Origin of the sequence: Bacillus sp. GZB, assembly GCF_001975995.1 — a bacterium.
Classification (GTDB): domain Bacteria; phylum Bacillota; class Bacilli; order Bacillales; family Bacillaceae; genus Bacillus; species Bacillus velezensis.
In genome coordinates this window covers 48897-55445 of the sequence record NZ_MTQG01000022.1, presented here as the reverse complement: position 1 = coordinate 55445, position 6549 = coordinate 48897, and the positions used below count along the sequence as shown (strand labels likewise).

Annotated in this window: 8 protein-coding genes and 1 rRNA gene; all 9 read right to left on the bottom strand. The window is 47.0% G+C overall.

Annotated elements, in window-relative coordinates:
- Positions 1-283 (bottom strand): 16S ribosomal RNA (locus tag BXO87_RS20185); the annotation flags it as partial.
- A 328-nt stretch (positions 284-611) separates the two neighbouring features.
- Positions 612-2111 carry a lysine--tRNA ligase gene (gene lysS / locus BXO87_RS20180; RefSeq protein ID WP_014416740.1) on the bottom strand — a complete coding sequence of 500 codons (1500 nt, stop codon included), beginning with the start codon at positions 2109-2111 and terminating at the stop codon, positions 612-614.
- A gap of 89 nt (positions 2112-2200) precedes the next feature.
- Positions 2201-3202, bottom strand: coding sequence for a tRNA dihydrouridine synthase DusB (gene dusB, locus BXO87_RS20175; protein WP_007409948.1), 1002 nt, complete (start codon positions 3200-3202; stop codon positions 2201-2203).
- 21 nt (positions 3203-3223) lie between these two features.
- Positions 3224-3433 carry a helix-turn-helix domain-containing protein gene (locus BXO87_RS20170; RefSeq protein WP_047935113.1) on the bottom strand — a complete coding sequence of 70 codons (210 nt, stop codon included), beginning with the start codon at positions 3431-3433 and terminating at the stop codon, positions 3224-3226.
- Positions 3385-3888: a 2-amino-4-hydroxy-6-hydroxymethyldihydropteridine diphosphokinase gene (gene folK, locus BXO87_RS20165; RefSeq protein ID WP_042635687.1), complete on the bottom strand. Its 504-nt coding sequence runs from the start codon at positions 3886-3888 to the stop codon at positions 3385-3387. Before folK ends, BXO87_RS20170 begins: the two co-directional genes overlap by 49 nt.
- Entirely contained in the window at positions 3885-4247 is a 363-nt protein-coding gene (gene folB, locus BXO87_RS20160) for a dihydroneopterin aldolase (RefSeq protein ID WP_003150671.1), read from the bottom strand. Before folB ends, folK begins: the two co-directional genes overlap by 4 nt.
- Positions 4240-5097, bottom strand: coding sequence for a dihydropteroate synthase (folP, locus tag BXO87_RS20155; RefSeq protein WP_042635686.1), 858 nt, complete (start codon positions 5095-5097; stop codon positions 4240-4242). The genes folB and folP overlap by 8 nt, the downstream gene beginning before the upstream one ends.
- A complete protein-coding gene (gene pabC, locus BXO87_RS20150) occupies positions 5078-5962 on the bottom strand; it encodes an aminodeoxychorismate lyase (RefSeq protein ID WP_039062450.1) in 885 nt (294 codons plus the stop codon). The genes folP and pabC overlap by 20 nt, the downstream gene beginning before the upstream one ends.
- Entirely contained in the window at positions 5959-6546 is a 588-nt protein-coding gene (gene pabA / locus BXO87_RS20145) for an aminodeoxychorismate/anthranilate synthase component II (RefSeq protein ID WP_007409944.1), read from the bottom strand. The genes pabC and pabA overlap by 4 nt, the downstream gene beginning before the upstream one ends.
- Positions 6547-6549: the final 3 nt, after the last annotated feature.

Below are 6549 nucleotides of genomic sequence, written 5' to 3'. Positions count from 1 at the left end.
GCCTTGGTGAGCCGTTACCTCACCAACTAGCTAATGCGCCGCGGGTCCATCTGTAAGTGGTAGCCGAAGCCACCTTTTATGTCTGAACCATGCGGTTCAAACAACCATCCGGTATTAGCCCCGGTTTCCCGGAGTTATCCCAGTCTTACAGGCAGGTTACCCACGTGTTACTCACCCGTCCGCCGCTAACATCAGGGAGCAAGCTCCCATCTGTCCGCTCGACTTGCATGTATTAGGCACGCCGCCAGCGTTCGTCCTGAGCCAGGATCAAACTCTCCGATAAAGTAGTTTGACTGACTACGCACATCGCTGTGCGATTTATTTAAAACTTTGAATTAACAGGTACGTTTTGTCTTGTTTAGTTTTCAAAGATCATTTTGTCTTTCATTCAAGCGACTTTATTATTATATCTTATCAATCTCTTGAAGTCAACAACTTTTTAAATTTCTTTTTTCGTCAGCGCCTTGTTTAGCGGCAACGAATAATAATATACCACCTCGCAAATAATAGTGCAATAGTTTTTTTAAAAGAAAATCAAAAAAGTTTTACGAGCGGCTTGTTTCTAAAAAAGCGCCGTACTGCGATAAGCAGAAACGGCGCCTTCCCTTTTATTAGCGTTGTCTCATTTGAGGGAATAATAAAACGTCTCTGATAGACGGAGCATTTGTTAACAGCATGACAAGGCGGTCGATACCGATACCCAATCCCCCGGTCGGCGGCATGCCGTATTCAAGAGCTTCAACGAAGTCTTCATCCATCATATGCGCTTCATCGTTTCCTTCTTCTCTTTCTTTTAATTGCGCTTCAAAGCGTTCCCTCTGGTCAATAGGGTCATTCAGCTCCGTAAACGCATTAGCGTGCTCACGGCCGACGATAAACAGCTCAAAACGGTCTGTAAAGCGAGGGTCCTCCGGATTTTTCTTAGCAAGAGGAGAAATCTCTACAGGGTGGCCGTAAATAAATGTAGGCTGAATGAGTGTTTCTTCAATTTTTTGTTCGAAGAATTCATTGATGATATGACCTACCGTCATTGAATTTGTGATCTCGATACCATGCTCTTTTGCATGACCGCGCGCTTCTTCAACAGTCATCTCATTCCAGAAATCTACACCTGTCGCTTCTTTGACCGCATCTACCATATGGAGTCGTTTCCATTCAGGTTTCAGATCAATCTGCTCTTCGCCGTACTGGATTGTGGTGCTTCCAAGCACTTCCTGCGCAATATGTGCAACGAGGTTTTCCGTAAGGCTCATAATATCTTTATAATCGGCGTACGCTTCATACAGCTCGATCATCGTGAATTCAGGGTTATGGCGTGTAGAAACACCTTCATTACGGAACACACGGCCGATTTCGTAGACTTTTTCCAATCCGCCGACAATCAGGCGTTTTAGGTGCAGTTCAATCGCAATACGCATATAAAGAGGCATGTCGAGCGCGTTATGGTGCGTGATGAACGGGCGTGCAGACGCTCCTCCCGGTATGCTGTGCATCGTAGGTGTTTCAACTTCTAAGTATCCATGGTCATCTAAGTATCTTCTCATCGCTTGGATGATTTTGCTGCGTGTGATAAACGTTTGTTTGCTGTCAGGGTTTACGATGAGATCGAGATAGCGCTGGCGGTAACGCTGTTCAACGTCTTTTAACCCATGATATTTATCAGGAAGAGGACGCAGTGCTTTTGTCAGCAGTTCAAAAGATGTCGCTTTGACAGAAAGCTCGCCTACGTTTGTTTTGAAAACTTTCCCCGTGATGCCGATAACGTCTCCGAGGTCTGAAGATTTAAAGATTTCATATTGTTCTTCGCCGACACTGTCTTTTCTTACGTAAATTTGAATTTGACCTTCTAAGTCCTGCAGATGCGCAAAGCCGGCTTTCCCTTTTCCGCGCTTTGTCATCATACGGCCTGCAATGGTCACTTCGATCGCTTTTTCTTCCAGTTCTTCTTTAGAAAGCTCCTGGTAGGCGTCAATGATCTGTTGAGATTGATGCGTTCTCTCGAAACGTTCGCCGAAAGGGTCAATGCCGTTTTCTCTAAGCTGGTTCATTTTATCTCGTCTGACTTGCAGCTGGTCGTTCAATTCCTCATGATTTTGCTCTTCTTGACTCATTGGTATCACTCCGTTACATTTTGTTTTCACGAAAAAGCAGAAAAACTGCCAGCGGTAAGCTGGCAGTGAGCAGCAATAGAGGGTGTATATTAACCTACTTTTGCATCTTGAAGCTCTTTTGCCTCTGCTTCGGCGGTAAATGCATCTAAAAGCTGCACAACTTCTTCACGCGTCTCACATTGGTTAATTTCGTTGCGTACATTCGCATTGCCTCTGACACCTTTCAGGTACCAGGCAGCGTGTTTTCTCATTTCTCTGACTGCCACATTTTCGCCTTTTAACTTAATCAGGCGGTCTAAGTGCAGTTTGCATACCGACATTTTTTCACGGACTTTCGGTTCGTCTTTTAACTCGCCGGTTTCAAGGTAGTGCACCGTACGGTAAATCATCCACGGGTTGCCGAGTGCGGCCCGGCCGATCATGACGCCGTCAACTCCTGTTTCCTCAAGCATGCGTTTCGCGTCCTGAGGCGTTTTGACATCACCGTTTCCGATGACGGGAATGGAGACGGATTGCTTCACTTCTTTAATGATATCCCAGTTCGCAGTGCCTTCATACATTTGCACTCTTGTGCGGCCGTGCAGGGCAACGGCTTTTCCGCCGGCACGTTCAACGGCTTGGGCATTTTTCACCGCATAAATGTGCTCTTCATCCCAACCCATTCTCATCTTCACTGTAACCGGCTTATCAACAGCATCTACTACTGCGGATACCATTTCATAAATCTTATCGGGATCGAGAAGCCATTTGGCGCCCGCGTCACATTTTGTAATCTTGGGTACGGGACATCCCATGTTAATATCAATAATATCAGCAGTCGTGTTTTGATCTACAAACTTCGCCGCTTCCACAAGGGTTTCCTTTTTTCCTCCAAAAATCTGAAGGCTGAGCGGTTTTTCACGTTCATCAATGTAAAGCATCCCCATTGTTCTGGCATTGTTGTAAAGAATCGCTTTGTCACTGACCATTTCAGCGCATACCAATCCGGCTCCGAATTCCTTTACAGTCAATCTGAACGCTGAGTTGCAGACACCGGCCATAGGGGCAAGCACAACCCGGTTTTTCAATTGAATATCACCGATTTTAAACATTTTTCCCCTCCTTTCATTTGTCTATTTTTCAGGCGGGGCCAATTCGTCCGCACTTATATTTAAAACATCTGCCGCTTCTTGAATGATGGCATCTGACGGCAATCGGTTTCCGCGTTCAATTTCACCGACAATAGAAACTGATATACCTAATGCTTTTGCAAATCCTTCTTGAGTATAACCTTTCAGCTTTCTGAATGCACGAATTCGCCTACCCCAGATTTCTGCTTCCATACTCTTACACCTTCTTGGTTTGTTTCAGCGCTTATCGTGATATGATCCGCCTGCGAACATATTTCTTTTAACGGCGCAAGGACAAATAAGCGCTCATACATTCTCGGATGCGGAACAATCAGCCGCTCCGTTTCAATATTTTCACGATTATACAGCAAAATGTCAAGGTCTGCCGTCCGCGGTCCCCAGCGAATCTCTCTCGTTCTGCCTAATTCAGCTTCAATGCTCTGCGTTACATCAAGAAGTTCAAAAGGAGATAACGACGTTTTCACTTCAACCGCCATATTAAGAAACTGATCTTGATCCTCATAGCCGACGGGATCTGTTTCATATATGGAGGACACCTTTGACACCGTCACGCCATGATGCCGGGTGAGCATGGCCACTGCCTGGCGCAAATAATGTTCACGGTCGCCCATATTGGAACCGAGGCCGATATATGCCGTATTGTTCATGATTTCTTTCTCGTCATTTCTATGGCTACTGATTTATAATGGCCGGGAATCGGCGGGTCAGGCTTAACAACTTTTACCGTACATTGCTGCACCGGCTCAAATTTCTCAAGGACGGTGTCTGCGATCCGTTCCGCAAGCGTCTCGACCAAATTGACGGGTTCGCCCTCAACGATGCCGCGGCAGACACTGTACAATTCCGCATAGTTAATGGTATAAGAAAGGTCATCCGTTTTTCCCGCTTTGCTCAAATCCAGTTCGGCAGTCAGGTCTACTTTGAAGCGCTGGCCGAGTTTGTTTTCTTCTTCGAACACGCCGTGATATCCGTAAAACTCCATACCTTCCACATATACTTTATCCATAATGTACGCCTCCTTTGTTCAACATAGCATCCATCATCTTCGTCATTCTTGCGATCTCTTTGACATCGTGCACCCTCACAATGTCGCAGCCTTTTTGGACGCCAAGGCATACTGTCGCTCCCGTTCCCTCGGCACGTTCTTCAGGGGGAAGGTCAAGCACACGGCCGATGAACCTTTTTCTCGATGTCGCCAGAAGCAGCGGATAACCTAACCCGCTGAACACCTCCAGCTTGTTCATGACAGCCAGATTGTCCTCATAGTTTTTCGCAAAGCCGATCCCCGGATCCAGAATCATATTTTCATCTGTGACGCCGGCTTCCGCGGCAATTTTTACGCTTTCCATCAAGTCTGCAAGCATATCAGGAATAAGATCGTTGTAGTTTCTTTCCATGCGGTTATGCATTAAGATAATCGGAACCCCGTGTGCGGCGGCTACTGACGCCATGTCAGGATCACCTTTCGCCCCCCAGATGTCATTAAGGATAGAGGCTCCCGCTTTGACCGCTTCGTCTGCCACGGACGCTTTGTACGTATCGATTGAAAGCGGAATGTCCAGCTCGCTTGTGATCCGCTCTATGACAGGGATGACTCGTGACATTTCCTCATCAGCCGACACGAGTGATGCGCCGGGTCTTGTCGATTCACCGCCGATATCTATGATATGCGCCCCTTCTTCAGCCATCTTCGCCGCATGCAGAAGCGCCCTTTCCGTACTGTCGTATTTGCCGCCGTCAGAGAAGGAGTCTGGCGTTACATTTAATATCCCCATAACGAGCGTCTTCTCTTTATAGGAAAGAGTGCCTTTTTTTGTATGAATCAGTTTAGGATGTTCAATTGTTTGCTGCGCCATTTTGTTCCTCCTCCTGTACATTCATTTTGTTTATTTCCTGCTGATACTGCTTACGGAGCAATTGCACCGTTTTTCCGCTCACTCCGGGCAGCGGCACTTCCTCTATTTTAGAAAACGGGATGATTTCAAGCACGGAGTTTGTCAACCATGCTTCATCCGCTTCAAGCATTGATTGAAAACGGAATCGGCCTTCGGTGACTTCTGTCCCCTGCCGTTTCAATTCATCAATAACAAACTGTCTCGTTACGCCGTCGAGAATGCCTGTATCCAAGGATGGTGTAAAGACCTTGTCTCCTTTTCGCCAAAACACGTTGGAGACAATGCCTTCCGCGACATCTCCTTCACCGGTCAGGAAAATGCCTTCAAGATTGGGATCATTCCCGATCTCCCGTTTAGCATACATGTTGTTTAAATAGTGATGGGATTTTAACCGAAAAGATCCTTCAGGCGTATTTCTCCGGACAGAGAGAAGCCTGCCTTCTTTTTGAACAGGCAGAGTTTCCGGATTGAGCCGGTTGACGAAACAAAGGACGGTCGGCTTTTCATAAGTCTGCGCGGCAAATCCCTTATCGCTGACGCCTGCCGAGATGTTAAGCCGGACACGTGCGCTGCCGTCCTTGATGTCATTGAGGAGCAACAGTCTTAGAAGCATATCAAGCAGCTCCTGTTTGTTCACCTCATATGCAATCTGCAGATCCCGAAGCGCCCTGTTGAGCCTGGCGACATGCGCATCCGGCAGAAACGGCCGGCCGCTGTAAAGCCTGAACGTCTCGAACGCGCCGATCCCGTACAGATAACCATGGTCAAAAGGAGAAAGCGCCGCTTCTTTCTCCTCTATATATTGACCATTCAAATATATAATCACACCGTCACTTCCTTTTTGCGGTGTGTCTCTATAAAGTTTCTGAGCATCTCTTTGCCGAAGGAGGTCATGATGGATTCCGGATGGAACTGAACACCTTCAACAGGCAGCTCATTATGGCGGATTGCCATAATTTCTCCTTCTTTGGTTTGAGCGGATACCGTAAAACAATCCGGCAGCGTGTCCGCTTTGACAATAAGTGAATGATACCGGGTGGCGACCAGCGGATTTTGCAGGCCTTTAAAAATCGTCTGTCCGTCATGCATAACTTCTGACGTTTTGCCGTGCATGAGCCGCTCCGCTCTGACGACGTCGCCGCCGAATACTTGCGCAATCGACTGATGTCCGAGACATACGCCGAAAATAGGAATACTGCCGGCAAAATGTTTGATGGCTTCGAGGCTGATCCCCGCTTCATCAGGACTGCACGGCCCGGGTGAAATCATTAAGAAGTCCGGACCCAGCTCTTCAATCTGCTCAATCGTAATCTCGTCATTCCGTCTGACGATCAGTTCCTCCCCGAGCTCACCCAAATATTGAACCAAGTTGTACGTAAATGAATCATAATTGTCAATCATTAAAATCATCTC

Bases quoted from the DNA above. Each gene is read 5' to 3' on its own strand.
- lysS (WP_014416740.1), bottom strand. From the start codon at position 2,111: ATGAGTCAAGAAGAGCAAAATCATGAGGAATTGAACGACCAGCTGCAA.
- pabA (WP_007409944.1), bottom strand. From the start codon at position 6,546: ATGATTTTAATGATTGACAATTATGATTCATTTACGTACAACTTGGTT.
- folB (WP_003150671.1), bottom strand. From the start codon at position 4,247: ATGGATAAAGTATATGTGGAAGGTATGGAGTTTTACGGATATCACGGC.
- BXO87_RS20170 (WP_047935113.1), bottom strand. From the start codon at position 3,433: ATGGAAGCAGAAATCTGGGGTAGGCGAATTCGTGCATTCAGAAAGCTG.
- folK (WP_042635687.1), bottom strand. From the start codon at position 3,888: ATGAACAATACGGCATATATCGGCCTCGGTTCCAATATGGGCGACCGT.
- folP (WP_042635686.1), bottom strand. From the start codon at position 5,097: ATGGCGCAGCAAACAATTGAACATCCTAAACTGATTCATACAAAAAAA.
- dusB (WP_007409948.1), bottom strand. From the start codon at position 3,202: ATGTTTAAAATCGGTGATATTCAATTGAAAAACCGGGTTGTGCTTGCC.